Source organism: Iodidimonas muriae, assembly GCF_014647255.1.
GTDB lineage: Bacteria > Pseudomonadota > Alphaproteobacteria > Sphingomonadales > Rhodothalassiaceae > Iodidimonas > Iodidimonas muriae.
In genome coordinates this window covers 134,433-156,907 of sequence record NZ_BMOV01000007.1, presented here as the reverse complement: position 1 = coordinate 156,907, position 22,475 = coordinate 134,433, and the positions used below count along the sequence as shown (strand labels likewise).

Annotated in this window: 20 protein-coding genes and 1 pseudogene; 10 read left to right on the top strand and 11 right to left on the bottom strand. The window is 55.1% G+C overall.

What is annotated here, in order from left to right:
- Positions 1–6 precede the first annotated feature (6 nt).
- From IEX96_RS10735 to hisN, 4 genes are all read right to left on the bottom strand, one after another.
- Complete coding sequence (locus tag IEX96_RS10735) at positions 7–1,431, bottom strand: type II and III secretion system protein family protein (RefSeq protein ID WP_188873903.1); 1,425 nt, start codon at positions 1,429–1,431, stop codon at positions 7–9.
- Complete coding sequence (cpaB, locus tag IEX96_RS10730) at positions 1,428–2,312, bottom strand: Flp pilus assembly protein CpaB (protein ID WP_188873902.1); 885 nt, start codon at positions 2,310–2,312, stop codon at positions 1,428–1,430. The genes IEX96_RS10735 and cpaB overlap by 4 nt, the downstream gene beginning before the upstream one ends.
- A gap of 3 nt (positions 2,313–2,315) precedes the next feature.
- The gene (locus tag IEX96_RS10725; RefSeq protein ID WP_150005435.1) at positions 2,316–2,858 is read right to left on the bottom strand and encodes an A24 family peptidase; all 543 of its coding nucleotides are present in this window, start codon (positions 2,856–2,858) and stop codon (positions 2,316–2,318) included.
- Between the two features lie 373 nt (positions 2,859–3,231).
- Positions 3,232–4,062, bottom strand: a complete 831-nt coding sequence (gene hisN / locus IEX96_RS10720; RefSeq protein WP_150005436.1) for a histidinol-phosphatase — start codon at positions 4,060–4,062, stop codon at positions 3,232–3,234.
- A 62-nt stretch (positions 4,063–4,124) separates the two neighbouring features.
- Here hisN and IEX96_RS10715 point away from each other — a divergent pair, with 62 nt between their 5' ends.
- Entirely contained in the window at positions 4,125–5,270 is a 1,146-nt protein-coding gene (locus IEX96_RS10715; RefSeq protein WP_150005437.1) for an NAD(P)/FAD-dependent oxidoreductase, read from the top strand.
- Between the two features lie 15 nt (positions 5,271–5,285).
- Here IEX96_RS10715 and IEX96_RS10710 read toward each other — a convergent pair whose 3' ends face one another.
- The 3 genes from IEX96_RS10710 to typA all read right to left on the bottom strand — a co-directional run bounded on the left by IEX96_RS10710 (position 5,286) and on the right by typA (position 8,587).
- Positions 5,286–5,525: a GlsB/YeaQ/YmgE family stress response membrane protein gene (locus IEX96_RS10710; protein ID WP_150005438.1), complete on the bottom strand. Its 240-nt coding sequence runs from the start codon at positions 5,523–5,525 to the stop codon at positions 5,286–5,288.
- A 12-nt stretch (positions 5,526–5,537) separates the two neighbouring features.
- Positions 5,538–6,407, bottom strand: a complete 870-nt coding sequence (locus IEX96_RS10705; protein ID WP_229773684.1) for a mechanosensitive ion channel family protein — start codon at positions 6,405–6,407, stop codon at positions 5,538–5,540.
- 344 nt (positions 6,408–6,751) lie between these two features.
- Entirely contained in the window at positions 6,752–8,587 is a 1,836-nt protein-coding gene (typA, locus tag IEX96_RS10700; protein ID WP_150005439.1) for a translational GTPase TypA, read from the bottom strand.
- 272 nt (positions 8,588–8,859) lie between these two features.
- Here typA and IEX96_RS10695 point away from each other — a divergent pair, with 272 nt between their 5' ends.
- Positions 8,860–9,843, top strand: coding sequence for an NADPH:quinone oxidoreductase family protein (locus tag IEX96_RS10695; RefSeq protein ID WP_150005440.1), 984 nt, complete (start codon positions 8,860–8,862; stop codon positions 9,841–9,843).
- Between the two features lie 22 nt (positions 9,844–9,865).
- On the opposite strand, the gene IEX96_RS10690 is transcribed toward IEX96_RS10695, so the two are convergent.
- Entirely contained in the window at positions 9,866–10,678 is an 813-nt protein-coding gene (locus IEX96_RS10690) for a hypothetical protein (RefSeq protein WP_150005441.1), read from the bottom strand.
- 141 nt (positions 10,679–10,819) lie between these two features.
- On the opposite strand from IEX96_RS10690, the gene IEX96_RS10685 reads away from it, so the two are divergent.
- The 3 genes and pseudogenes from IEX96_RS10685 (at position 10,820) to IEX96_RS10675 (ending at position 17,444) form a co-directional block, all read left to right on the top strand.
- Positions 10,820–12,070, top strand: coding sequence for an MFS transporter (locus IEX96_RS10685; RefSeq protein ID WP_150005442.1), 1,251 nt, complete (start codon positions 10,820–10,822; stop codon positions 12,068–12,070).
- Between the two features lie 630 nt (positions 12,071–12,700).
- A pseudogene (locus tag IEX96_RS10680) lies at positions 12,701–15,345 on the top strand (TonB-dependent receptor).
- An 80-nt stretch (positions 15,346–15,425) separates the two neighbouring features.
- Complete coding sequence (locus IEX96_RS10675) at positions 15,426–17,444, top strand: tetratricopeptide repeat-containing sulfotransferase family protein (RefSeq protein WP_229773681.1); 2,019 nt, start codon at positions 15,426–15,428, stop codon at positions 17,442–17,444.
- Positions 17,445–17,446: 2 nt separating this feature from the next.
- Here the strand turns inward: IEX96_RS10675 and IEX96_RS10670 are convergent, their stop codons facing one another.
- A complete protein-coding gene (locus IEX96_RS10670) occupies positions 17,447–17,755 on the bottom strand; it encodes a hypothetical protein (RefSeq protein WP_150000327.1) in 309 nt (102 codons plus the stop codon).
- Positions 17,756–17,920: 165 nt separating this feature from the next.
- Here IEX96_RS10670 and IEX96_RS10665 point away from each other — a divergent pair, with 165 nt between their 5' ends.
- The gene (locus tag IEX96_RS10665; protein ID WP_188873901.1) at positions 17,921–18,397 is read left to right on the top strand and encodes a DUF4440 domain-containing protein; all 477 of its coding nucleotides are present in this window, start codon (positions 17,921–17,923) and stop codon (positions 18,395–18,397) included.
- Between the two features lie 20 nt (positions 18,398–18,417).
- Here IEX96_RS10665 and IEX96_RS10660 read toward each other — a convergent pair whose 3' ends face one another.
- On the bottom strand, positions 18,418–18,621 hold the full coding sequence (locus IEX96_RS10660; RefSeq protein WP_150005444.1) for a dodecin family protein: 204 nt from the start codon (positions 18,619–18,621) through the stop codon (positions 18,418–18,420).
- A 74-nt stretch (positions 18,622–18,695) separates the two neighbouring features.
- Here IEX96_RS10660 and IEX96_RS10655 point away from each other — a divergent pair, with 74 nt between their 5' ends.
- Positions 18,696–18,842 carry a hypothetical protein gene (locus tag IEX96_RS10655; protein WP_188873900.1) on the top strand — a complete coding sequence of 49 codons (147 nt, stop codon included), beginning with the start codon at positions 18,696–18,698 and terminating at the stop codon, positions 18,840–18,842.
- 36 nt (positions 18,843–18,878) lie between these two features.
- A complete protein-coding gene (locus IEX96_RS10650) occupies positions 18,879–19,673 on the top strand; it encodes a DUF2189 domain-containing protein (RefSeq protein WP_150005445.1) in 795 nt (264 codons plus the stop codon).
- Between the two features lie 2 nt (positions 19,674–19,675).
- Here the strand turns inward: IEX96_RS10650 and IEX96_RS10645 are convergent, their stop codons facing one another.
- The gene (locus IEX96_RS10645; protein ID WP_229773680.1) at positions 19,676–20,464 is read right to left on the bottom strand and encodes a helix-turn-helix transcriptional regulator; all 789 of its coding nucleotides are present in this window, start codon (positions 20,462–20,464) and stop codon (positions 19,676–19,678) included.
- 215 nt (positions 20,465–20,679) lie between these two features.
- On the opposite strand from IEX96_RS10645, the gene IEX96_RS10640 reads away from it, so the two are divergent.
- Both IEX96_RS10640 and amtB read left to right on the top strand, forming a co-directional pair.
- Positions 20,680–21,018 (top strand): P-II family nitrogen regulator, encoded by a 339-nt coding sequence (locus tag IEX96_RS10640; protein ID WP_150005446.1) that lies wholly within the window; start codon positions 20,680–20,682, stop codon positions 21,016–21,018.
- The gene (gene amtB, locus IEX96_RS10635) at positions 21,005–22,363 is read left to right on the top strand and encodes an ammonium transporter AmtB (protein ID WP_188873917.1); all 1,359 of its coding nucleotides are present in this window, start codon (positions 21,005–21,007) and stop codon (positions 22,361–22,363) included. Before IEX96_RS10640 ends, amtB begins: the two co-directional genes overlap by 14 nt.
- Positions 22,364–22,475 lie beyond the last annotated feature (112 nt).

Here is a 22,475-nt window from a genome sequence, read left to right as displayed (position 1 = left end):
TTCGTGTTATTTCAGCCGAAAACCGGCACGGCCAACAAGGCTGGGGCCAGAGCGACCCGCGCCCGGCGCATCAAGGGTGCGTGGGGCATAGCTGATCATTTCATTGTGCAGATAGCGTTCCACATCATTGGGAATTTTCTCCCCGTCCATGGGAAGCGCCAGATTGCGGGCATCGGTGGGTTTCACCAGATAAGGGGTGACGATCACCACCAGTTCCGTTTCGCGCTGCCGGAAGGCATCGGAGCGGAACAGCGCCCCAAGAATGGGGATATCGCCCAAGCCGGGGAATTTCCGCACATCTTGGTTGAGATTGTTTTGCATCAGGCCCGCCACGGCAAAACTTTGCCCCGATCCCAGTTCCACAGTGGTTTCTACCCGGCGTGTCGATAGGGCCGGTACGGCAATGCCACTGATATTGATGGCCCCGGTATTGGTCAGTTCGCTTACTTCGGGGGCGACGCGCAATGTGATGCGGTCGCTGGATTCCACAAAAGGCGTAAAGGCAAGGCGCACCCCGAATTCGCGGAATTCAATGGCAATGCCATCCTCATCGGGAATGGGGACGGGGAATTCGCCGCCCGCAAGGAAGGTGGCCGTTTGCCCGGTGACGGCGGTGAGATTGGGTTCCGCCAATACAGAAATCAGCCCTTCGGTTTCCAAGGCATCCAGCACTGCGTTCAGTTGTATATTGCCAGTGCTGACACTGCCCAGAATACTGTCGGCCGAATCGTCGCCCAAAAAGACATTGGTAGGAAGCCCCGTGATTGGATCGGCAATGGTTTCCACAACATTACGACCGGTCAGCAGGCCAATGGTGCCATCGCCGATATCGAACAGCGATTCCCAGTTCACTCCAAGCTGCTTCAGGGTGGAGCGGCCCACTTCAGCGAATTTCACCCGCAGATTGACCTGTGTGGGCTGCACAACGCTGATATGATTGACCACATCCATTTTCAAAAAGGTGCGGGCATAGCGCTCCGCCGCTTCCGCCGAGGCTGCCGTAGGGGCAACGCCTTCCAGTAGGCCCATGCCGTTCACCATGCGTACCTGCACCGACGAATCGGGCAAAAGCTGTTCATAAAGCTCATCAAGGCGGGTGAGATTGGTGGTGACTTGCAGGCTGGCGGAATAGATCGGCTGCTCATCGGCCCCCAGCGCATATAAGGTGGTTTCCCCCGGAGACACCCCGAAGACATAGATCAGCCGGGGCGATTTTACCTGCACATCGGCAATTTCGGGATTGGCGATAAAGATATCGCTGGCCGGGCGATCAAGGCGCAGCAACACGCCTTTATTGGTTTCAAGCGCCAAAATTTCGCCATTGGTATCAAGGCGTTGTGCATCATTTTGTGCATGGCTGGCGTCAAAGGGGACCGCAAGGCTTGCCGCAACAAGCGCGGATGCGATGGCAATGGACCGCAGACCGATCATTGGCCAGACTCCTTGGGAAATGTGAGGACCGAGATCTCTTCGCCACGGCTGAGATGGACCATATTTTTATCTTTGTTGGGATCAACGGTGGGCAGCAGATGGCTGACATCCGCATCCCATGTATGGGATTTCACCGCGTCATTGGGCGCAAAAGAGGCCAAGGTGCCATCTTCCGAATCGGCTGCAAGGCTACGCAGGCTCAGGGTCAGGCTGCCAATGCTGGTGACGACGGTGATTTTTTCAGCGATTTTGGGTGTTACTTCCAAGGTGGCTGTGCTGCCCACTTGCGGGCTTGGGGCAGTGCCATCTTCGGAAGGGGCGTTGTTCGTGCGGGTATCAATGGCCAGAATACGCAGATTTTCCATCACCGTTTCGCTGGCCGTGCGGTTATTGCCTTCCGAATCGGTGATTTCATGATTCATGATCAAATCCACCCGATCACCGGGGAAGATAAAGCCCGCAACACCGCTGATATTATTGATGGGAACGGTGACAGCCCGCATACCCGGCGTTAACGCTGCGGCCAAAAATCCTTGCGCACCGGGGGCAACAAGCTGGGCGCGGGTGATCGGTTCACCGGGCCGCACAGCCGTGCGCACCACATGGCCGACAAATTCTTCCGCATTCACAAGGCCGTTCACCAAATAGCTGTCGTGCAACCGTTCATCGGGCCAGGATTGCCATTGGAAATCTTCGCGGGTGATGATCTTGCCGATACCAAGCTGGGTGGTAGCCACCAGAACCTTTGTGCTTTCAGCGGGTTTTTCGATGGCGGTTTGCTGATCGGCCCCATTGGAGCTCAACAAGCTGCGGGCCAGAAGCGCTGTGGCCCCGGCCAGAACAATCGCCACAATAACAAGAATGATGGATCGCATAGGCATTGGCTACACTCCGTTCCCGATGACTGGCCATAAGACTGCGCCAAAAGCGTTAAGAACTGGTTGGATAAGGAAAACGCCACCGCCAATGGCAATGGCCACGGCATAAGGTACGCTGGGCGTATATGCTGCGGCAGAGCCATCTTGAGCGGCTGCGGGGTCTTGGCCTCCGGTGGGGCCAAGGGGGGTATTTTGGGATTTCTTGCGCAAGACCAGCATGGTTGCGGCGACCAGGCCGCCCGCCAATGCCATGGCCAGAAGAAAAAGAACCAGATGCTGTGGCCCGGCCCAAAGCGTGATTGCCGGGATCAGCTTGGCATCACCACCGCCCATCCAGCCAAGGGCAAAGGCCGTGGCCGTGATGGCAAAGACAATGCCGAATACCAGCAGATGCGTGGACCATTGGGGCACATAACCCAAAAGTGCTGCGGGCAGAAACAATAAGACAATCAGCGCAGGGATGCGATTGGGAATCAACCGCGTGCGCAGATCATGGACAGCCGCCCAGATCAGTAAAACGACTAAAATTATATTAAAGATAACCAACATTTTGCCTGACGTTTGTTTTCTTTATTCAATCCAGTCATAGAAAAAAGAAGTTAATGTTTTGTGAGTCTGTTGGTCTATTCAGCACAGGGGCATTCCCCTTGGTTGGCCAAATGTCCTTAACCATCCTTTTGCAAGCGGTGTTTTCCGTCTCTTTAACGGGTCTTGTCAGGGGAGGTAGCCGTTCTTGCCGTCAGGCCAAGTAGGTTCAAACACAGCATATCCCGCTACCCCAAGCCGGATTTGGGGCCGATTGAAAGGTCTGGCTGGTCAGGACGGGCTTTGGTGTTGATTGGCGCCGGCGCTTTCTATTTGCGGAGCGCCAATATGTGCTGTCAGATATATGGGATAGCGGCGGCCCTTTATATTGGGAGGGTTACTTCTGTTCCACTGTGCGGAGTCGTTCAAGAATTTGCGCATGAAGGGTGCTGTCGCCAGCCGCAATCACGCGCCCGCCCTGTTGGGCATCGCCGCCGCGCCATGTGGTAATGCACCCGCCTGCGCCTTCAATCAATGGAATCAGCGCCTGTATGTCATAAGGCTCCAGCCCGGCTTCTACCACCAGATCAATATTGCCGGTGGCCAGAATCGCATAGGCATAGCAATCAAATCCATAGCGGGTGATGGGGGCTTCTTTTTCCAGCGTTAAAAATGCCTCTCGCTCGGGGTCGGTGAAAAAATTCAATCCGGTGGTGGACAGGGTGGCCCGGCCAAGCGCCCCACAGGAGCGGGTTTTGATGATCTGGCCATTCAGGCTGGAACGGCAAATCCCCGATCCATTTATGCCCAGGAACACTTCGCCAATATAGGGTTGCGCAACCACGCCGATAACGGGCCGCGTCCCGTCATTGAAGGCAATCAAGGTGCCCCAACTTGGCAAACCCGCCACAAAGGCCCGGGTGCCGTCGATAGGATCCAGCACCCAATAAGGGCCGGAGCGGCTGGGCTTGGTGCCGAATTCCTCGCCAATGATGCCGTGATCTGGATATTGTTCTTCAATCAGCGCCCGCATGGCCTGTTCCGCGTTGCGGTCAGCGATTGTTACCGGATCGAAGCCGGCCTTTCCTTCTTTGTCCTCCACCGCCATGGGCTGGCGGAAATACGGTAAAGTGGCTTTGGCCGCCGCTTGCGCCAGTGTTCGGGCGAATTCAGCCAGCTCTTCCAGCCTATCGGCGGGCAAGGGGGACGATGTATGCGGTGAGCTCATGGCTGATCCTTTGATTGTTTTTCTTGTGCCGAGCCGATGTTTTGACCACATTGCAGCGCATTATGCCAAGTCTTCATCCTGATTATCAATGCGATATCCTTGTGATCGGTGCCGGTATCGGCGGCGCTTCGGCGGCGGCGCAATTGGTGGACACCGCTGATATTCTGGTGATCGAAGCCGAAAATATGCCCGGCTATCATACCACGGGCCGATCGGCTGCCTTTTATGCGCAAAGCTATGGCGGGCCCGCGATTTTGCCCCTGACCAATGCGTCTCAGGCTTTCTATCTCCAGCCGCCCAAAGTCTTTTCCGATGCACCGCTGATGACCGGTCGTGGCTGCTTGCATATCTATGGGGCGCATAACCGCGACAGGGCCCTGCGCCGCGCAGAGGAATTGGCAAAGACGGTGCCGTCTATCGGTCTGGTTTCCTCCGATGAGGCGCTCGCCCGTGTGCCTGTTCTAAGGCCGGAGGGTATCAGCGGGGCGATGGACGATCCGGATTGTTGTGATCTGGATGTGGGGGCGATCCATCAAGGATATCTGAAGCAACTGCGCCGCAAGGGCGGGCGGTTGCTATGTGATGCCAGATTGCAAAGGCTGGAGCAGATTTCTTCGGGTTTTATGGCCTATAGCTCAAAGGGAACCATCAAAGCGGCGATGGTGGTGAATGCGGCAGGTGCCTGGGCGGACGATGTGGCGCGGATGGCGGGGGTGGCTCCTGTCGGTCTGCAGCCCATGCGCAGAACGGCCATGGTATTCAAGCCGAGAACCGTTGCGATTTCACCGGATTGGCCTTTGGTGATCGATATTGATGAAACCCTTTATTTCAAGCCGGAAGCCGGACAGATGCTGGCGTCCCCCGCTGATGAAACACCCATGAATCCCTGCGATGTGCAGCCTGAAGATCTGGACATTGCCAAAACCATTGATCGGATCGAACGGATCAGCACGCTGGATGTGCCTTCTGTGGGGCGTAAATGGGCGGGCTTGCGCAGCTTTGCGCCGGACCGTGTTCCGGTGGTGGGGCGCGACCCGGATTGTGCGGGGTTCATATGGTGCGCCGGGCAGGGCGGCTACGGTATTCAGACGGCCCCTGCTATGGCGGCACTGACAAAAGCGGTGACCTTGGGCGAGGATTTGCCCGATTGGCTTGCGGCCCATGACGTTGCGCCGGAGCGATATGCCCCGGCGCGGTTTAGATTGTGACGTTGAAACGTACTTTTATTTTTTGGCTTTCGAGGCAATCCACAGCAAGATAATTGCCCCAAGAGTGGCCGTTACCAGATTGCCGATCAGGCCATAGGCGTGCAGCCCCAAAAGCCCGAATAAGAACCCGCCAATCAACGCACCGACGATGCCCACCAAAAGATTGCCCAAAAGGCCAAAGCCTGCGCCACGCATTAGCTTGCCGGCGATAAACCCTGCCGCAAGGCCGATAAGGAGGAAATAAAGTAGACTCATGCTAGGGAATCCTTATGCAGTTTTGGTTTCTTTTTTCTGTTTTTGATCAACAGAGACAACACCGCCTGCCACATGAAGCATCCGTTGGGGAAAGGGGATGTCGATCCCGGCTTTGTCGAACGCCTGCTTCACGGCTTTTGTGGTATCCCATTTGAGCTGCCAGTAATCTGACGCATTGCACCAGAAGCGCGCCGACAGATTGACCGAATTGTCGCCAAGGCTATCCACAAAAACAGTCGGTGCCGGATCACCCAGAACGCGGCTGTCGGCCGTGACAGTGCTTTTCATGATCTCCATCGCCTTATCCACATCATCGGAATAAGAGATGCCGCATGGCACATCCATCCGCCGCGTTGCATGATGGCTGAAATTGCGGATGGACTGGCCCCAAATCTGCCCGTTTGGCACGATGATACGCACATTATCCGGCGTATCCATTTCCGTTGAAAAGAGGCTGATGCCCTGTACGGTGCCGGCAATGCCGCCCGCATCTACATATTGCCCCACCCGAAAAGGCCGGAACAGCAGCAGCATCACACCGGCGGCGAAATTGGCCAATGTGCCTTGCAAGGCCAGGCCAACGGCAAGACCCAAGGCACCAACAACCGCCACGAGGCTGGTGGTTTGCACGCCGAATTTTTGCAGCACCGCGATGATGGTGAAAAGAATGATGGCATATTTTACCAAGCTGGCAAAAAAACCGGTCAATGTGGGGTCGATTTTTTTGGAGCGGCCCATCATCCGGGTTACCGCGCGGCTGGCAATGCCTGCTACCCACAAACCGATAACAAGAATGACAATGGCACCGATAACCGAGATGCCATATGTGGTTATCAGCCCCAAAGCTGTTTCCCAAAGATGTTTGATTTGTTCCTGATCCACGAATTCGCTCCGTTCCCTGTCGTTAAAACCCAAACAAGGTTTATGGCATGTTAGCGCATAAATCACGAGAAATAATGTGAATATGACGTATCAAAGTTGTGGCCTTTAGGGGCGGTGCCTTTTCTTCCCCTTGCCACTCAGGAGAGACATCCAGCCTTTTCTGATGGTGCGCAGCTCTAACGCCGGTGTGGACTCCCGGATCAAATCCGGGAGTGATGAAAAATGGCGTCCGGTAGTGACGAAAGGGGACGGCGGATATGATGATCGGATGGGCGCTGATACGATAGAAAACGGGCACGGAAATTGATCCCGCGCCCGGTTTATTTATCGCTGTATTCGTTTGTTCAGCCGACGGCTTCGGCCTTGCGGGATTCGCGTTTGCGCTCATGGGGATCCAGGAAGCGCTTGCGCAAGCGAATGGCTTTGGGCGTGACTTCAACCAATTCATCATCGCCGATATAAGCCAGTGCTTCTTCAAGGCTGAGACGGCGCGGCGTGGTCAGAGCCACGGCTTCGTCCTTGCCCGCTGCGCGGATATTGGTGAGCTTTTTGGCTTTCAGCGGGTTCACTTCCAGATCCTGACCGCGGCTGTGCTCGCCGATGATCATCCCCACATAAACCGGTTCGCCGCCGTCAATCATGATCACGCCGCGTTCTTCCAGATTCCACAGCGCATAGGTGACTGCCTTGCCGGTTTCCATGGAAATCAGCACACCATTGCGACGTCCGGCGATGGCACCTTTATAGGGGCCATAGCTGTCGAACAGCCGGTTCATGATGCCGGTGCCACGGGTATCGGTAAGAAACTCGCCATGATAGCCGATCAGCCCGCGGGCCGGAGCCGAGAATGTCAGACGAACTTTGCCGCCACCTGAAGGCCGCATGTCGGTCAATTCCGCTTTGCGCAGGCTCATTTTCTCGACAACAGTGCCTTGATAGGCTTCGTCCACATCCACCATCACGGTTTCCATGGGTTCAAGGCGTTTGCCGTTTTCATCGGTTTTATAAAGAACGCGGGGGCGCGAAACGGACAGTTCATATCCTTCGCGGCGCATGGTTTCGATCAAGACCCCGAGCTGCAATTCACCGCGACCGGCCACTTCAAAGGCATCGCGGTCGGCGCTTTGAGAAATGCGAATGGCCACATTGCCTTCCGCTTCCCGCATCAGGCGTTCTCCGATCACCCGGCTGGTCACCTTATCGCCTTCACGGCCCGCAAGCGGGCTGTCATTGACCGAGAAGGTCATGGCAAGGGTGGGGGGATCAATGGGCAAGGATGGCAATGCGTCTTCTACGGTCGGATCGGCCAGTGTGTCGGACACGGTGGCGGTTTCCAGACCGGCAATGGCAACAATGTCACCCGCATGGGCTTCTGTTACCGCCACCCGCTCCAAACCCTGAAAGCTGAACACCTTGCTGATGCGGCCTTGCTCGATGAGCTTGCCATCACGGTTCATTGCTTTCACCGTTGTGCCGGCACGCACCGTGCCTTGCTCGATTCGGCCTGTCAGGATGCGACCCAGAAACTGGTCGCGCTCCATCAGGCTTGCCAGCATGGCAAAGGGTTTGTCGGCGGTGTTGTCCCGCACGGGGGCCGGTGTGGGAATATGGTGCACGATCAAATCGAAGAGGGGAGATAGATCCTTGCGCTCGTCCTCCAGCGATTCAACAGCCCATCCGTCGCGGCCTGACGCATAAAGAGTGGGAAAGTCCAGTTGATCGTCATTGGCATCAAGGGCGGCAAACAGATCGAACACCTCTTCATGGGCGCCATCGGGGCGGCCATCGGGCTTGTCCACTTTGTTCACTACAACGATGGGGCGCAGGCCAAGGGCCAGTGCCTTTTGGGTAACGAATTTGGTTTGTGGCATCGGCCCTTCGGCCGCATCCACCAGCAGCACCACGCCATCCACCATCGACAGGATACGCTCCACCTCGCCGCCGAAATCGGCATGGCCCGGGGTGTCCACGATGTTGATGCGTGTATCTTTCCAGATAACGGAGGTGCATTTGGCAAGGATGGTGATCCCGCGTTCCCGCTCCAGAGCATTGGAATCCATAGCGCGTTCAGCAACACGTTGGTTGTCGCGCACGGCGCCGGATTGACGGAACATCTGGTCAACGAGCGTGGTCTTGCCATGATCGACATGGGCGATGATGGCGATATTTCGCAGGGTCATGAACTTTCGACTCTCTTAAAGAACGGGCGCGCGGACTATAAGGAGAAAGCGCGCAATTACAAGCATTGCAGACGGCAATGGTGGGATCTTGCGCAAAAAATGTGAAATGCGCCGTATCTGGTAAGTGGGATGTTTATATTGCATTGCAATATTTTTGGGGAAATTTTTGCGTGCGTTCATGAGTCTTCTTGTTCTTGCGCCGCCTTGTCCTTGCGCCTAGCCTTGGCGGCGATGCATCGGTGCCACCCCGAATTTGATAAAGGACACAGCCAATGAAGGCGATCAGAGTTCATGAGCCGGGCGAACTGGACATGCTGAAGGTGGAAGAGGTGGCCAGCCCACAGATGAAACCGGGGCATATCCGCATCGGGGTGCGGGCCTGTGGGATCAATTTTGCCGATATTCTGATCGTTAAGGGGCTGTACCAGGAAAAACCGCCTATGCCGTTCACGCCGGGTGGCGAAGTGGCGGGCGAGGTGCTGGAGGTTGCTCCCGATGTGAAAGGTATCAAGCCCGGAGATCGGGTGATGTCGATGATCGGCACCGGCGGTTTGGCGGAAGAAGCGCTGGTTGCGGCGGATATGGCGCTGCCCATTCCCAAATCCGTGTCTTTCGAAGCGGCGGCGGCTTTTTCCGTGGCTTATGGCACCAGCCATGTGGCTTTGGCCCATCGGGCGGGCCTGAAATCGGGTGAAACGCTTCTGGTGCACGGGGCGGCCGGTGGCGTGGGGCTGACGGCGGTGGAGATCGGCAAGCTGATGGGGGCGACGGTGATTGCGGTGGCATCCACCCGCGAAAAACTGGATGTGGCCAAAAGCAAAGGTGCGGATCATCTGATCAATTCAAAAACCGAGAATCTGCGTGAACGGGTGAAGGAAATCACCAACGGGCGCGGGGCCGATGTGATTTATGATCCAGTGGGCGGTGCCAGTTTTGACCAGTCTTTGCGCTGCATCGCGTTTGAAGGCCGGATCATTGTGATCGGGTTTGCATCGGGAACCATTCCGCAAATACCGGCCAATCTTTTATTGGTGAAAAATATATCGGTGGTGGGGCTTTATTGGGGGTCCTATGCCAAAAAACGCCCCGAGATTCTGATGGGCTCCATGCATCAATTGATGACATGGCTGGGCGAGGGCAAAATCACCCCCCATATTTCCCATGCAGAACCGCTTTCAAATGCGGTTGAAGCCTTGCGGGCCTTGGAAGAGCGCCGGTCCACCGGCAAGGTGGTTGTGACAATGGGTGCCGATTGAGCGCCCCGATAAAATCGCGGCGTCAAGGGGCGTAAAGATAGCTCAAGCCTGCTGCCAGCACGATGAGACTGCCCGCTGCCAATTCGAGCATCGACCGGTGGTTCTTGTGCTTTATGCCCAGGAACGGCCCCATGCCGGGGATGAAAAAGGCAAAGAAACTGATGGCCACAGGCAGAGCCAGCAAATCCCGCGACAGGATCAAGGTGGCGGCGATGGTGAAATAAAAGCTGCCGGCTGCAAAGCTGGCGGATAGCGGCCATTTCAATCCCAGGCGGGGCAGCACCAGAAGGGCGCTTAGAATGACGGCGGCCAGTCCCAGAGCATGAAGGCTGATGCGTGATCCATAAAGCCATGCCACAACGCCCAGCGCCAAACTGGCAAAAAACAGCGCCCGCCCGGCACTCGGGCGCGATCCGGTGCCGATCAGGCGGCCAAAAACAATCATCCCGGCGATGATCAAAAGCGGATAGATCAGCCAGACATTACCGCGAAGTCTGCCGCCATATTCCTGCGATCCCACAAAAAGCGCGGTGAGAACGGGAAGGCACAGCACGAACAACGCACAGGCAAAAAGGCGATAGCGCGGCCGGTCGGCGGCCAATCCAAAGCCCAGCCCCAAAAGGCCCAAAAAGGGTAGATAACCAATGCCTCCTACCGGTGGCCAGACGGGCAGGGGGCGCACCATCAAAAGCCCCATCAAAAAGGCAAGGCTAATGGCAAGCCCCGTTGGATGCGGCTTTTCGCGGGTAGGGGCAAAGGCAATGAACGCGGCGCAAATGGCGGCAGGCAAGTAAAGGGCATCAAGCGCCGTTCGGGAAAGCAGGAATTCGATCACTGTGGGGCTTTTCAGACTAATGGATCAAGAGAGTGTATGCCCGTTTTCTTTATGGTAGTTGATGGGCTTTGGCAAATTGTACATGCCTGCTTTTGAAACCATTTATATTCGGCGCGCAAAAATATTTCTGGGAGTGCGGTCATGCTGCTTCGATTATTGGTGGTTCTGGCTCCAGCTTATATTCTGTCGCAGTTTTTGCGCAATTCCGTTGCCGTTTTGGCCCCCAATCTCTCGCAGGATCTGGGCATAGGATCGGCGGGGCTTGGCACTTTGACGGGGGCTTTTTTTCTCAGCTTTGCCTTCATGCAATTGCCGGTGGGCATGGCCTTGGATCGCTTTGGCCCAAGGCGGGTGATGGCCAGTCTGTTGGCCGTGGTGGGGGCGGGTTGTGTGGTCTTTGCCCTTGCCGATAGTGCGCCTGTATTGCTTTTGGGGCGGATTTTGATGGGAATTGGATGCGCCCCTTTATTGATGGGGGCGATGGTGGTGTTTGCGCGGGCCTTTGCGCCAGAACGCTTTGCGTCATTGACTGCCATGCATCTGGCCATCGGCAATACCGGGATTTTGCTGGCCACCAGCCCATTGGCCATGATGGCGGACTTGATCGATTGGCGGGGAACCTTTTTTGGAGCAGGGCTGCTTGCGGGCCTTTTTGCGGTGCTGATGGTGGTGACCTTGCCTGAACAGATCAGGGGCAAGCCTTTGTCTTCGGGCCGCTCTGAAGGGATTACCCAAAGCCTTATGGGGGTGGGCCGTGTGATTGCCGACCGCCGCTTATGGCCATTAATGCCCATGTTGTTCACAGGCTATGGCTCTGTTGCCGCCATGACGGCATTATGGGGCGGGCCGTATCTGGCCGATATCTACGGGCTGAACCCTATTGATCGCGGCAATGTGCTGTTGCTGATGGCTGTCGGCTCTATTCTAGGGCCAATATGTTATGCGCCTTTGGATCGGCGGTTCAACACGCGGAAATGGGTTGTGGTGCCGGGCTGCGCATTGGTGATGGGCATCTTTGGCTTGCTGGCCATCTGGGGGCGTCCACCCTTTTGGCTGCTGCCGATCCTGTTGTTCCTGATCAGTGCAGGGAATGGCTATTTCAGTGTTTCCATGGCCCATGCGCGATCGCTTTATCCCGACCATGCACTGGGGCGCGGGATGACGGTCAGCAATATGCTGGTGATGGGCGGCGTGGGGCTTTTGCAGCCCATGAGCGGGCTGGTGGCGGGTCTTTTTACCGATGGCGCAACCGGGGCGATGGGAGAGCCGTCCTATCGGGCTGTGTTTGCGTTTTTAGGGGGATCTCTCGGGCTTTCCTTGGCTTTCTATTTGAAAGCGCCCGATTGCCCGCCTTACAAGAAATCTCCGTCCGATGAGATGAAAAGCTTATAAGAAGAGGCCCTAAAGCGGCCTGTGCTTGCGACTTTGTGTTCGCGTTATAAGAGCGAAAAAGCCAGTGATTTCATCATTTTTTCCAGATATGCGGGCAAGAAGCGGCCCAAATTGTCACAGGCGTTTAACTAGAAAGTGACGTCGCTATGCTTGAATTCTGGGAAATTGTGCTTAATTCTCAGGGTGTGGAACTGGTTTCCCCCCTTTCCACCGCCCCTCGTGGGCGTTTCCTCCCTGAACTTGGGCCGTGGCAGTTGTCATGGCCCTTTTTTTTGCCCGCGGCAAAATGATGGATACAGCCTGTCATTGGCTGCGCGTGTCACATTCACAGGGTGTTTGGCGCATATCTTCCCGGTTTTGATGTTATTCGGCTCTTTTATTTAAAAAAGGGGATTTGGCAGGCCAAATCCGGCCTTTTGATGTGGTTTTTATCTGTATTGAAAATTTGGGTTTGTATCCCACAAAAAATACTTAATAAGTTATTTTTATGAATATAAATGATCTATTCAAATATTTTTACTAAGAAAATAAATATCACTTAAATAAATATATAATATAAAAAAATACGTGCAATTACCCGATCATGTCGTTATATGTCCCTTCAACAATTGAAAACCGGGGAAATTGCCGATGAGTCTTCGAGCCAGCAAATTGAATGTGGCACTTCTGTCAACATTGACTGCAACTTTCGGAAGCCTGCATGCTTATGCGCAAACCGAAGGACGCGCCTATGCCCAGATCGAAGAAATCGTCGTTACTGCAACGAAACGTGCCCAGAGCAGCCAGGACATTCCGGTGGCTGTCAGCGCCTTGACCGGTGGCGAGTTGGACCGCTTGAATGTGGATGTGTTCACCGATTATCTGCAGGAACTGCCGGGTGTTACGGCGGGCGGCAGCGGGCCGGGGCAGAACACCATCTATATTCGCGGCCTTGCCTCTACCACGCCGAATCTGACCACCGCTGGTGTTGCGGGTCTTGCACCTAATGTGGCCTTTTATCTGGATGAACAGCCCTTGGCGCAGCCGGGTCGTAATCTGGATGTTTATGCGGTTGATCTGGAGCGGGTGGAAGTGCTGCCCGGTCCGCAAGGCACCTTGTTTGGTGCCAGTTCGCAGGCCGGTACGGTACGGATGATCACCAACAAGCCGGTTCTGAACGAGTTCGAGGCTTCAGCCAATATGGGTGTGTCTTTCACCAAAGGTGGTGAAATGAGCAACAAGGCGGAAGGGTGATCAACATTCCGCTGATCGATGACACATTGGCCGTGCGTGCGGTGTTCTATAATGACAATCGCGGCGGCTATATCGATAATGTTCTGGGCACGCGCGATGCTTCGGAATCAGCGCGTTTCCGTCCGGAAGGGACTGTGCGCGCCAATGGTGTGCCGGTATCGGCCAACCGTGCCGGGTTCCAGTCGCAAGCGGATTTGTCGAATGTGACTTTCCTTGAAGCCGATAATTCCGGCCTTGTGGAAGAAGATTTCAACGACACCTCCTATACCGGTTTCCGCACCAGCGCTTATTGGGCGATCAATGAAGACTGGTCTTTGACCGTGGCCCATGCCCGCCAAAGCCTTGAAAGCGACGGGGTGTTCTTCACCGATCCCGAATTGGGCGACATGGAAATCCAGCGCTTTGAAGAGGATGAGCTGGAAGACGATTTCCACAACACCTCCTGGACGATTGAAGGCCGCCTGGCCATGCTGGATGTGGTCTATACCGGGGCCTATACGGACCGCGATACCGAGCAGCGCGTCGATTATTCCGACTATCTGTTTGCCGGCCAGTATCTGCCTTATTATATCTGCGATTCTTCCGTAACCTATCCGGGCAGTGCCGCACCGTCGGGAACCTGCCAGCCGCCCAATCTGTTTGTGGATTCCGAAACCGATACCACGGTTCAAACCCATGAACTGCGCTTCACCACACCGGACGATCAACGCATTTATGCCACGGTGGGTGGGTTCTACAGCGATCTGACTTTGAAAGAGCGCAATGATTTCACTTATGTGAATTCAGTGAATGCCGATATTTTCGGATCGCCGGGCTTTTTCCCCAATTTCCCGTTCACCACGGGCTTTACGTCTGATCCCGGCCCATTCCCCGATGGGGTGATCTTCCGCAATGATGTAAAGCGCACCGATGAGCAATACGGGTTCTTTGGTGAAGCCACGTTCGTTGCCATTCCCGATACGCTGTCTGTTGTTTTGGGAGCGCGTTATTACGACATCGAAGTGGATCTGGAAGGCGGGGCCAATGGCTCGTTCTGTAACAGCTTCCAGCCCGATATTAACGCTTTTGGCACCGATATCAGCGACCAGTTCAATGGCGATGGCCAGTTCACTTTCCGCGGCAGTTGCGATACAAGCCTGCATCAAACCTTCACGCAAGGCCAAACGCTGGATGAGATCATGGCGGCGGGCCTGAGCGAAGCACAAGCACAGCAGGTCCTGAATGCTTTGTCGGCTCCCGATAAGGCGGCCACCGATGGTGTGATCTTCAAGGCCACTCTGAATTGGACGCCCACAGACAATCTGTTGTTTTACGCCACCTATTCCGAAGGCTTCCGTCCGGGGCTTTTGAACCGGCCCGGTGGGGCTGTCGGGCCGAATAATTTCACCGTGCCCTTCGCGCTGGATACCGATGATGTGGAGAATTACGAACTGGGTTGGAAAATGGACCTGTTCGATCGCTCTGTGCGGTTCAATGGCAACGCCTTCTATGTGAAGGTGGATCGTCTGCAAACCACCATTTTCGATCCCAGCATCACCAATCTGTTCTTCTCCGATAATGCCGCAAATGCCGAGATTTTCGGGGTTGAGGGCGATGTGACATGGTTCCCGGCAGCCATTCCGGGGCTGTCGCTCTATGGCGGCTTCTCGGTTCTGGATACGGAAATCACCGATGTTCTTACCCCCACCAATGATGTGGTGGAAGGCTCGGAACTGGCCTTTGCTCCCGGTTTCCAGGGAAATCTCCGGGCGCGTTATGAATGGACGGTGATGGACGATTACACCGCCCATGTGATGCCGAAACTTGTTTATTCCGGCGCATCATGGAGCGACATCATCGAGATCAACAAAGCCCGCATTGACAGCTATACCACGCTTGGTCTGTCGGCAGGGATTACGGCAGCCAACTGGTCTGTCGAGATTTACGGTGAAAATCTCAATGATACGGTCGGGCAATTGTCGAATAGTTTTGTATTCGACCGGGAGCGCATCACGCCCATTCGCCCGCGCACCATCGGCCTTCGGGTTGGCTTCCAGATCTGACACTTTTTGACGGCGAGCCAAAACCAAGGATAGACTGCCGCTCCCTTTTCGAAGGGGGCGGCCGTTTTATTGGACATATGATGCAGCAAGACCATGATCAGAAAACCGATGTGCAAGCGGCTTTGAAACAGGCGCGTGCCCAGATGATGAAGGGTGCCTTCGAGGATGCCTTATCAACATTGGGGGCGCTTCCGGAAGACGGGGGCGCAACGCCGGAGTTCATCGACAGGCTGTATATGCGCGCCGTATGCTGCCGCTATCTGAAACGTTATGATGAGGCGCAGGCCCATTTACGCGCTCTGAACGAGAATGCGCCGGATTTTGGCCGGGGCTTTCAAGAAGAAGGGCATTTGCTGCGGGCCATGGGGCAAATGGATGCGGCCCTTCATGCCTATGGGCGGGCGTGTCGGTTCAATCCCGCCTTATCCGCCAGTTGGACGGCGCAGGCCGAGATATTGGCGGCAAAAGGCGATCATGTGGCGGCCAAACATGCGCAGGCGCAGGCGGCATATCTGGCCAAGCTCCCACCTGAATTGTTGAGCGTTTCACATTTGATCTATGAAGGGAAAATACGAAAGGCGGAAACGCTGTGCCGTCATTTCTTGCAAAACAATCCCCATCATATCGAAGCAATGCGGTTGCTGGCCGAGATCGGTGTGCGCATGGGCGTTCTGGAAGATGCGGATTTTTTGCTGGAAAGCGCCTTGGCGCTGGACCCGGATAACAAGCAGGTGCGGCTGGATTATATTCAGGTGCTGCGCAAGCGGCAAAAATTCGCAGCGGCCCTTGCACAGGCCAAACAGCTTTATGAAGAAGACCCCAAAAATCCGGTGTTCTTGTCGAACTATGCCATCGAATCCTTGCAAGTGGGGGATTATGAGCGGGCCTTGGCCCTGTTCGATCAGGTGCTGGAGATTTTGCCCCATGATCCCGCAACCCTGACATCGCGCGGCCATGCGCTGAAAACTTATGGTCGTCAGGATGAAGCGGTGGCGTCATATCGCGCGGCTCTTGCGGTAAAACCCGATCATGCCGATGCCTGGTATGCGCTGGCCAATCTTAAAACCTACGGGTTTAAGGACGACGATCTTGCGATGATGGAGCGTCTCGAACAGTCGCCGTCCATGGGGCTTTATGAACGGGTGCATTTTTGTTTTTCCCTGGGCAAAGCCTATGAGGACCGCGAGGCTTATGATGCGGCCTTTGCATATTATGAACGGGGCAATGCACTAAAGCGTCGCCAAAGCACCTATCGGACGGATCAAATGCTGGAAGAGCTGCGCGCGCAGGCCGAAATTTGTTCCAAAGAGCTGTTTGAAAAACAAGGGGGCAGGGGGTGTCCGGCTCCCGATCCGATTTTCATTGTTGGGCTTCCGCGTGCTGGCTCTACATTATTAGAGCAGATTCTTGCGTCCCACAGCCAAGTGGACGGCACGTTGGAGCTGCCCAATATTCTGGCTTTGTCGCATCGGCTGCGGGGGCGCAAACGCATCGGGAATTTTTCAGCCTATCCTTTGAATCTGCATGATTTGAGCGCCGAAAAGCTGAAAGACCTAGGGCAGGCCTATCTGGATGATACCCGCATCCATCGGCGGGGCGCCCCGTTTTTCACCGATAAGATGCCCAATAATTTCCGCCATATCGGGCTGATTGCGCTGATCTTGCCCAATGCCAAGATTATCGATGCGCGACGCCATCCCATGGCCTGCTGCTTTTCCGGCTTCAAGCAATTATTTGCGGAAGGGCAGGAATTTACCTATGGCCTTGAAGAAGTCGGCCATTATTACCGCGGCTATGTGGATCTGATGGATCATTGGGACCGGGTGTTGCCCGGCAAGATCTTGCGGGTGCAGCATGAAGATGTGGTAGAGGATCTGGACGGGCAAGTGCGCCGGATACTGGATTTTTGCGGGTTGGATTTTGAGCCGGCCTGTGTGGAATTCTACAAGACCAACCGCTCTGTACGCACCGCCAGTTCCGAGCAGGTGCGCCGCCCCATCAGCACAAAAGGGCTAGAGCAATGGCGGCATTTCGAGCCGCATCTGGGGGCCTTGAAAAAAGCATTGGGGCCGGTTCTGGAGCGTTATCCTATCGATTGAGATCAGCCCATCCACAATTTCAGGATCAGCATGTTGTTTTTGGTTGCCAGCGCCTTACGGGCTTTGCGTGCCACGGGAACGCCAATGGCTTTGGCATGGCGGATAAGGGCCGCCGTTACTTCCAATGCGGAAAAGCGGTCTTCTTCTTGATCGCCAAAGCGAATGGCCACCACCAGTTCATCCTTGCCATTGATGCGGATGGAACTTGGGGGATCAAGGGTCAGTTCCGGGTTCTGGGTTGTGGCATGGCTATGGAGCGCTTTTGCTAATTCCGACATGGAAAAGCCGATTTCACGGTATTCTGTTGGCATGGACCCCATCCTGCTATTTTGTTCCCTTCTTTGTCTTAGGTCTAAATATATTAAGGGGCGCTTACCGTCCGTTGATATTGTTCGATTATCGGGGGCTTTTCCCCAAGGCCAACACGGTTTTGATGACAAGCGACATATCGGCTCACGCTTTTAAAGGAAAACATGATGATCCATAGAATTTGGCTTTTTACGGTTTTTGCTTTGGCAATGATCGCCGCCCCGGCTTTTTCCCAGCAAAAGGAAAAGGGAGAGACCAAAGGGCATCAGGAGATTGAAGCAGGGATGATCGCCGAAGTGATGCGCAGTGCCGAGGCATGGAACAAGGGCGATATTCGAGGCTTCATGCACAGCTATTGGAACAGTGATCGCTTGCGATTTGCTTCGGGAAATACTGTCACACGCGGTTGGGACAGCACCTTGCAGCGGTATCTTGCCGCCTATGGCGAGACAAAAGACAGCATGGGAGAGCTGCGCTTCACCGATCTGGAAACGACGGTATTATCCGAAGAGGCAGGTATCGTGTTCGGGCGTTTTCATCTGGAGCGTAAGGGCGGCCGTTCTGAAGGATTGTTCACCCTGACCATGAAGCGTTTTGGCAAGGATTGGCGTATTTTATCCGATCATACATCTGCCGCCCCTTAAAATCGGGCTGCTGCTCCTGTTCAATCGTCGAGAACGAAGCTCACCATCATATGCACTTTATATTCCGAGATTTTATCATTCTCGATGGTGGCTATCTGATCCTTGATCCATGCGCTTTTCACATTGCGTAAGGAATTTACAGCGCGCGCAATTCCTTTCTGCGTGGCGTCTTCAAAGCTTTTTGCCGAGGTTGCTGAAATCTCGGTGATGCGGGCTATCGACATGATGGCTGTCCTTTCCTTGGCTCCGTGCTTTCTGCGTTTCCCTGTGCTGTCTCGTTATGAGAGGGGGAGGGCCTGTGAAGAAACGCACCCCTGATACGGACATCTACGCTTGGGAAGCCTTGTTGTTTTGCCAGGATGAAAATTTCACGCGCTCGTGTTGGTATTTTGATGGCATCCTTAGTGACGGGGCGATCAAAATGCGGCATTATGACGCAGAGTGAGATGGTGATCTTTTGCAATCAGCGAAGGAGATAGAGATGGTTCACGCACAGACACAGCCAATTTTCCATGAAGGGAACGCAACGTCTGAAGGGGGGCAGATCAAAAAAATATCTGTCGGGGATGTAAAAGCGGCCTTGCAAGCCGGATATGACGATTTCAGCCAGCGCCCATCCCATGCGGTGTTTTTGGGGCTGCTTTATCCTTTGCTATGCTTTGTTTTGCTGGCGGCGGTCACCGGGCGGGATTTATTGCCGCTTATTTATCCCTTGATCGCGGGTTTCAGTCTTGTGGGGCCATTTGCAGCATTGGGGCTTTATGAAATGAGCCGCAAGCGCGAGGAAACGGGGGAAATGCACTGGCGCGATGCCTTTGGGGTGTTTCGCGCCGCAGCGTTCAGCCAAATCCTTGTTCTGGGTATGCTGCTGCTGCTTTTGTTCTCGCTTTGGATTTTGACGGCTTTGCTGCTCTATACCTACACATTGGGGACGATTGCCACCCCCGAAGCGCCGCTTGCGGGCTTGTTCACAACGTCGGAAGGCTGGACAATGATTATGGCGGGGAATGCCTTGGGGGCCGTGTTCTCGGTTCTGGTGTTTGCCATTAGCGCCGTGTCTTTTCCCATGCTTTTGGATCGGCATGTGGATACGCCAACGGCGGTGGCCCTTTCTTTGAAAGTGGTGGCAGCCAATCCGCGCGCCATGGCTTATTGGGGTTTTGTGATTACCGCCGGGCTGTTTTTGGGATTCTTGCCGCTGGCCGTGGGCTTGGCGGTGATTTTCCCCATTCTTGGCCATGCCACATGGCATATTTATCGGGCCACAGTGAAATAGGGTCAGCGCTCTGTTGCATCATTGAAGCACAGGGCAAAAAGCTGCGCCTGAGAGGAAATGCCCAAACGCTTATAAGCCCGCTTTTTATAGGTCCGAACGCTGTTTTCGGTGATGGATAGCTCCAGACTGATGGCTTCGACCGATTGCCCCAGAAGGGTTGCGGTGCACACAGCGGTTTCACGGGGTGTCAGATTTCTGTCTTCGCGGGTCAGGCTGTCGGAAATCATGGTCCGGGCATTTTGTTTCAGCACTGCGCGACGGCTGCGTTTGCGCAATTCCCCGTGCCGGACCATGGCCGACATCATCAGCCCCCCCATTGCTTCCAGCGCTTTTTGCGCCCTAGGGGCAATGGGGTCCGCCGCATAAAAGCGCAGGATATAAAGCCCGCCGTCCAAACGGCGGTAAAATGAGATCTGCACCCCCGCATCCAGAAAATCCAGAATACGCGGCCCCATGGGGTCGTGAGCCATGCTGTCGCGTGTGACAATCTGCAAGCGCGTTTGCCTTTCGGGTAAATGCCGCAGGCCGCTTTGCAGGCAAGCATCTTCGTGCCAAAGCCGCGTGCCATAGCGCAAGGCCGCCAATGTGGCTGTTTCCTCGCAGCCCTGCCCACCCTTGGCGACAAGGGACACCACAGTTTTATGCAGGCGCAAAAAGCCAAGAACCACATGGCTTCCCGAAAGGGCGGCGGCACAGGCCAGCAAAGCCGCATCGAAACGCGGCAGACCAATGGCTTCGATCAGGGATTCCATATGCATGTTTCGGGAATCGTCTGCCTGCTTTTTTGACATGCGCCTCCCCTGCAAAAAATGTGTGTCCCGGCAATTTCGCGCCGCAACAAAACACCGGATTCCGGCCGCATCTGAAATCCACCATAAAAAACAGGTATTTAGAAGATCTGCGGCTTGTCACCCGTTTGGGGACTATAAACCATAATTTTGCAGCGCACAATAATCGGATAATTCGTCCGGCCTTAACGACATAAAGACATGCAAAGGATGCGCCGATGAAAATGATTGTTGCTGTGCTGCGGCCCTCGCGTCTGGAGGCGGTCAAGGATGCCCTTTCCGCCATCGGGGTAGAGGGAATGACCGTCAGCGAAGTGCAGGGCTATGGCCGCCAGAAAGGCCATACAGAGATCTATCGCGGGGCGGAATATGCCATCAGCTTCGTGCCCAAGATCAAGATCGAAACCGTTGTTGCCTCGGATCAATGTGAGGCGGCGATCGAGGAAATCAAAAAAGCCGCGCAGACCGGAAGAATGGGAGACGGAAAGATTTTCGTCCTGCCCGTTGAATTTGCCATGCGTATCAGAACAGAGGAAGCTGATGATGCCGCTTTATAAGTCCTTATTAAGAAGAAAAACGCTACACTGGGTTGGCGGAGTGGCTTTGGCCGGTGCCGTGCTTATGGCTCCGGTGCCTGCCTTTGCCGCCGTAAGTGAAGAAACAGCCTTTGTTTTCAATACATTGCTGTTCCTGATCGGTGGATTTCTGGTGATGTGGATGGCCGCCGGCTTTTGTATGCTGGAAGCGGGTTTGGTGCGGTCGAAAAATGTGGCGGATATTTGCCTTAAGAATATCTCGCTCTATTCCGTTGCCGGGATCATGTATTTCCTCATCGGCTATCGTCTGATGTATGACGGTGTGGATGGCGGATTGCTGGGCAGCTTTGGCCTTTGGTCGCCCGATGATGGCGCAGCCTTGGCAGAGGACGGCGATTTTTCTGCCGGTTATGCAGCGGCATCGGACTGGTTTTTCCAGATGGTCTTTGTGGCAACCGCCGCCTCTATCGTGTCAGGAACAGTGGCCGAACGGGTGAAGCTGGTGCCATTTTTGGTGTTCACCGCCCTTTTGACCGGATTGGTCTATCCCATTCAGGGCTCGTGGCATTGGGGGGGCGGCTGGCTGGCCGAACGGGGCTTTGCCGATTTTGCAGGCTCCACCCTTGTACATTCGACCGGCGGTTGGGCTGCGCTTACCGGGGCTATCATCCTGGGGCCGCGTCTTGGGAAATATGATGCGCAGGGCCGTCCGCGGGCCATTCCCGGCTCCAGCCTGCCTTTAGCAACCCTTGGCACATTCGTTTTGTGGTTCGGATGGTTCGGCTTCAATGGGGCTTCGCAGCTTGCCTTGGGCTCGGCGGCGGATTCCATCGCCATCAGCCAGATTTTTGCCAATACCAATATGGCAGCCGCAGGCGGCGTGGTGACGGCGGTAACTTTGACCCGCTGGATATATGGCAAGGTGGATTTGACCATGAGCCTGAATGGCGCATTGGCCGGATTGGTGGCGATCACCGCTGAACCATTAACACCCACGGTGGGACAGGCCATTCTGATCGGGGCGGTTGGGTCTGCGCTTGTGGTGTTTGCCGTGCCGTTTATTGACCGGATGAAGATCGATGATGTGGTGGGGGCCGTTTCCGTTCATTTGGTGGGCGGCATCTGGGGAACCTTGGCGGTGCCATTGACCAATGGGGACGCCAGCTTCATCACACAGATTGTGGGCGTGGTTTCCATCGGGGCTTTTGTCATCATAACCAGCACGGCTCTATGGTTTGCGCTGAAATACAGCATGGGCATCCGGCTGGATGCTGAATCCGAAACCATGGGATCCGATATCGCAGAGCTTGGGCTTGAAGCTTATCCCGAGTTCGGAGGCGGTTCACAAAAGCTGCGCGGCGGCTGAACCGGCTTTGGGGGTGGGAACGGGGTTTTGAGCAGCCTTGACGTTCCCGCCCCACCGCTCCCCAGACGGGGCGGAAGATCTGTCGGCCATAACAAAGACGCCGACACCCAGA

Bases quoted from the DNA above. Each gene is read 5' to 3' on its own strand.
- hisN (WP_150005436.1), bottom strand. From the start codon at position 4,062: ATGAGCTCACCGCATACATCGTCCCCCTTGCCCGCCGATAGGCTGGAA.
- IEX96_RS10725 (WP_150005435.1), bottom strand. From the start codon at position 2,858: ATGTTGGTTATCTTTAATATAATTTTAGTCGTTTTACTGATCTGGGCG.
- amtB (WP_188873917.1), top strand. From the start codon at position 21,005: ATGCCGCTTTATAAGTCCTTATTAAGAAGAAAAACGCTACACTGGGTT.
- IEX96_RS10660 (WP_150005444.1), bottom strand. From the start codon at position 18,621: ATGTCGATAGCCCGCATCACCGAGATTTCAGCAACCTCGGCAAAAAGC.
- IEX96_RS10670 (WP_150000327.1), bottom strand. From the start codon at position 17,755: ATGCCAACAGAATACCGTGAAATCGGCTTTTCCATGTCGGAATTAGCA.
- cpaB (WP_188873902.1), bottom strand. From the start codon at position 2,312: ATGCCTATGCGATCCATCATTCTTGTTATTGTGGCGATTGTTCTGGCC.
- IEX96_RS10695 (WP_150005440.1), top strand. From the start codon at position 8,860: ATGAAGGCGATCAGAGTTCATGAGCCGGGCGAACTGGACATGCTGAAG.
- IEX96_RS10675 (WP_229773681.1), top strand. From the start codon at position 15,426: ATGCAGCAAGACCATGATCAGAAAACCGATGTGCAAGCGGCTTTGAAA.
- IEX96_RS10685 (WP_150005442.1), top strand. From the start codon at position 10,820: ATGCTGCTTCGATTATTGGTGGTTCTGGCTCCAGCTTATATTCTGTCG.
- IEX96_RS10710 (WP_150005438.1), bottom strand. From the start codon at position 5,525: ATGAGTCTACTTTATTTCCTCCTTATCGGCCTTGCGGCAGGGTTTATC.
- typA (WP_150005439.1), bottom strand. From the start codon at position 8,587: ATGACCCTGCGAAATATCGCCATCATCGCCCATGTCGATCATGGCAAG.
- IEX96_RS10640 (WP_150005446.1), top strand. From the start codon at position 20,680: ATGAAAATGATTGTTGCTGTGCTGCGGCCCTCGCGTCTGGAGGCGGTC.
- IEX96_RS10650 (WP_150005445.1), top strand. From the start codon at position 18,879: ATGGTTCACGCACAGACACAGCCAATTTTCCATGAAGGGAACGCAACG.
- IEX96_RS10715 (WP_150005437.1), top strand. From the start codon at position 4,125: ATGCCAAGTCTTCATCCTGATTATCAATGCGATATCCTTGTGATCGGT.
- IEX96_RS10645 (WP_229773680.1), bottom strand. From the start codon at position 20,464: ATGTCAAAAAAGCAGGCAGACGATTCCCGAAACATGCATATGGAATCC.
- IEX96_RS10735 (WP_188873903.1), bottom strand. From the start codon at position 1,431: ATGATCGGTCTGCGGTCCATTGCCATCGCATCCGCGCTTGTTGCGGCA.
- IEX96_RS10665 (WP_188873901.1), top strand. From the start codon at position 17,921: ATGATCCATAGAATTTGGCTTTTTACGGTTTTTGCTTTGGCAATGATC.